The following is a 3574-nucleotide window of genomic DNA, read 5'->3' on the forward strand; positions in this document are numbered from 1 at the left end:
ATAATATTCCCGGATGCATCCATTTTTACGGCCCAAACCTTACTGGTATTAAAGTCGTAATAGAAAAACAGTTCATCAAACTCTACCGGCAATCGCTGTGGATCTGTGGATGAAGGGTCATAATAATATCTTGGGCCCGCAAAATAACTCTTGTGGAAAAATTCCATCCAAGCAGGTTGGGCCGGGGGCAATACCGTAGCTCCGGTATTCCATATGGAGGTGTTTTCGGGAGCTGAAGGATCATTGTAGAAAGGCGAAGGGGTTCTATAGGGAACTTGGTAAGCATCATTATCGACCCCTGAAAAATAGGGCCATCCATAATTTCCTGCTGCTTTGGTTAGGTTTATTTCGTCCAAACCTTCCGGCCCCATAGTCCCAGGAACATTAGCATCCGGTCCCACTTCCCCCCAAAACAGCCAATCTGTATTCTCCTTATCCACAAAAATCCTGTAGGGATTACGCGCCCCCATCACATAAATTTCGGGCAGGCCGCCCACTCCCCCAGGAAATAGATTGCCACTGGGTATGGAATAACTGCCATTACCCGCATTGGGAGTAATCCGCAAGATCTTTCCGCGGTAATCATTGGTGTTGGAAGAGCTCTTCTCTGCGCTATTGTTCTCATTATTTTCATCTATTGCCCCGTAAAGTCCATGATTGGTATTATCACCAATCGAGATATACAAGTTCCCTTGAGAATCAAAGGCCATGTCCCCTCCGGCATGGTAGGAATTAGTTCGCTGCACAGGCCATTCCAGCATTGGTACTTCGGAAGATAAATCCAGTAGATCCCCATTCATACTGAATTGTGAAATCCTATTTGCAGAGGTAGCAACCAGGGAGTAGTAGATGTATATTTTCTGATTGGTCGCAAAGTTGGGATCGAATGCAAGACTCAAAAAACCATCCTCAAAACCATGGAAAACTGGTAAGGTTCCTGCTGAAACAGCAGACTGGATACTTGGTTTATAAATTATAAGTTCCCCATACCGGTCTATGATAAATATCCTTCCATCCGGTGCAAATTTCATGGTAGTGGCATTCGCCAAACCCGTTAAAAGTTCTACCTTTTGAAATTCGTCAGGCAACTGTGCTTTTACTTGAGAAACACTTAAAACCATGAACATCAAAAAAAGCGACCAGCACCATAAATTATGTTTCGTCGTTCTCTTGGATTGAAGGCAGGAAAAGATTTTTAAAGAAAGGGAATGAAGGGGTAGTTCTTTTTTCATAATCAGTTGGGTTAGGAGACAAATACCACAAGTAAATTGTTCAATTATAATGAACTGAACGACTTAGAAAGTAAAAACGGGGGAGTTAATTAACTAATTTACAGCGATTCAACTAATTAGAAAAGCGCTTTAAGCTATAATCGATTATTCACCTTTATAGCCGTTTAAGTGTTGATTTCTCAATACAAATCATACTTAACTAATTCTTCCTCGCTTCAATCACCTTAAATACGGTGATAATATAAAACAGGCTACGGTTAAATTCACGCCAATAAGCAATAATAGCCTTCACTCCCTAAGTGAGATTTGAACCTGACTGCCGTCAGGCAAGTTGCTCCGACCCTTGGGTGGATTTGTAATCGGTATTTTCCTTCCGAAGGCTCATGGGCCTCACCTGAGGTAATTGACTGAAAATGAGCTGTTCCAAAGAGGTACATCGGAAATTGTTATTTACAAAATAGATATCGTCTTCGTTTTAATCCAAGAAGTGCTATTTTTGATTCCAAATTAATATGCATGTTCAATTTTTTTAGTAAAAAGATTTTTCTAGCAGACTACCTGGCAGGTTTTGTAGATATACACAATCACCTATTACCAGGTATAGATGACGGCGCTAAAACAGTAGAAGATTCATTAGCATTGATTAAGGGCTTTTCTTCCTTGGGAATTAAGAAATTTGTGGCCACTCCCCATATTATGCATAATTATTACCCCAATAATCAGGAAACCATCCTAAAGGCACAGGGACAAGTACTGGATAAGCTAAAACAGGAGGAAATGCAGGAGATAAGCCTAGATGTTGCTGCAGAACACATGATAGATGAGAATTTTGAATCGCTCTTAGAACAAAAAAAAGTAATGCCTTTACGAAATAGGTATCTCTTAATTGAAATGTCTTATTTACAGCCGCCACTCCATTTTGATCAAGCAGTGGAAAAAATTGCTTCCCATCGATATTTTACCATCTTGGCCCACCCAGAGCGGTATAACTTTTTGCATTACAATTCCCCAAAATATTCGGAATACAAAAAAAGGGGACTTTTGCTTCAAATGAATCTGCTCTCCTTAAGTCCTTTTTACGGAAAAGAAGTACAGAAAAAAGCGCATAAATTAATTCAGGATGGATTGATTGATTATTTAGCATCCGATGTACACAATATCAATCAATTGAATCAAATTAAAGAAATACAGATAAGTAAGCGCCAGCTAAAGATGCTTTTACCCATTATTGAAAAGACCAAAGAAGATTTTTATTAATGACAGAACAATAATCTTTTGGAGATTATATTAAGCTATGTTTGAAAGATAAAAACCCCTCCTTTAAATTGCGTATTGCTAAAATTTAAAGAGGGGGTTTCTGAGTTATATACTATAAAAGATAGAGTCCTTAATTTTTCACTAACAATCTAATGGGCAACACCTTATCACTTCCCATTACCAATGTTATATAATACACTCCATCGCGGAGAGTGGCAATTGGAACCGCATAGTGGTCGTCCGTCATCTGGGGATCTACCATGCTATTTATAAATTTACCAGCAGCATCGTGAAGGTAGATGACCTTTACTTCATCATCTATTGGAACGTTTAATAGAAAAACCTTAGCGGTATCATTTGAGGGGTTAGGTGCAATCAATGCACTAATCTTTTCCTCTTCCTCCTCTGAGGTTACCGTGATTGTAATAAAAGCTGTATCTGTTAAGGAGCCATCCGAGACGGTAAGGCTCACCCTGTACACCCCGGGTTGTTCAAAGACGTAAACTGGATTAGCTTCATCACTGCTGCCTCCATCCTGGAAGTCCCATAAATAACTTATTATTTCTATGTCATCTGTAGAGTTACTACCCGTAAATGTAACGGTTAAAGGTGCCCTACCCATAATTTTATCAGCTTCAACAACTGCCATTGGAGGTTGGTTCGAAATAAATTCCGAAACATTCCAAGTAAATGAAATGGTGGTGGATTCTGCTGGAGATCCATCATCGGTTACTGTCACCTCTACAGAATATGGACTATTGGCAGCAGTACCGTCGGCTATGGTACCACTTATAAGTCCTGTTTGAGAATCAATGAAAAGTCCGTTGGGTAGATTAGCTGCCCCATAGGTTACATTGTCCCCATCAGGATCTGATGCATTAATCTGTAGTGAAACCACATCCCCTTCTACATTGTCCTGAGTTCCTGGATTGGTTATTTCCGGTGGCATATTGATAACTAACGGCTCCACATTCCATGTAAATGAAATGGTGGTGGATTCTATAGGTGTTCCATCATCGGTCACTGTTACTTCTACCGAGTAAGGGCTATTATCCGCACTACCATCGGCAATGGTACCACTTATC

Annotated in this window: 3 protein-coding genes; 1 reads left to right on the forward strand and 2 read right to left on the reverse strand. The window is 40.0% G+C overall.

Annotated features, from left to right (window positions below):
* The coding region (locus F1E73_RS16600) for a PQQ-dependent sugar dehydrogenase (RefSeq protein WP_150452605.1) at positions 1-1232 on the reverse strand (1232 nt) is incomplete at its 3' end.
* A gap of 516 nt (positions 1233-1748) precedes the next feature.
* Between F1E73_RS16600 and F1E73_RS16605 the strand changes: the two genes are divergently transcribed.
* A complete protein-coding gene (locus F1E73_RS16605) occupies positions 1749-2489 on the forward strand; it encodes a tyrosine-protein phosphatase (RefSeq protein WP_150452606.1) in 741 nt (246 codons plus the stop codon).
* A 130-nt stretch (positions 2490-2619) separates the two neighbouring features.
* Here F1E73_RS16605 and F1E73_RS16610 read toward each other — a convergent pair.
* A partial coding sequence (locus F1E73_RS16610) for a PKD domain-containing protein (protein WP_150452607.1) occupies positions 2620-3574 on the reverse strand: 955 nt, incomplete at its 5' end.

The sequence above is a fragment of the Arenibacter lacus genome, from assembly GCF_008711145.1.
Lineage (GTDB): Bacteria > Bacteroidota > Bacteroidia > Flavobacteriales > Flavobacteriaceae > Arenibacter > Arenibacter amylolyticus.

Coding starts and splice junctions, on each gene's coding strand:
- F1E73_RS16605 (WP_150452606.1), top strand. CDS start 1,749: ATGTTCAATTTTTTTAGTAAAAAGATTTTTCTAGCAGACTACCTGGCA.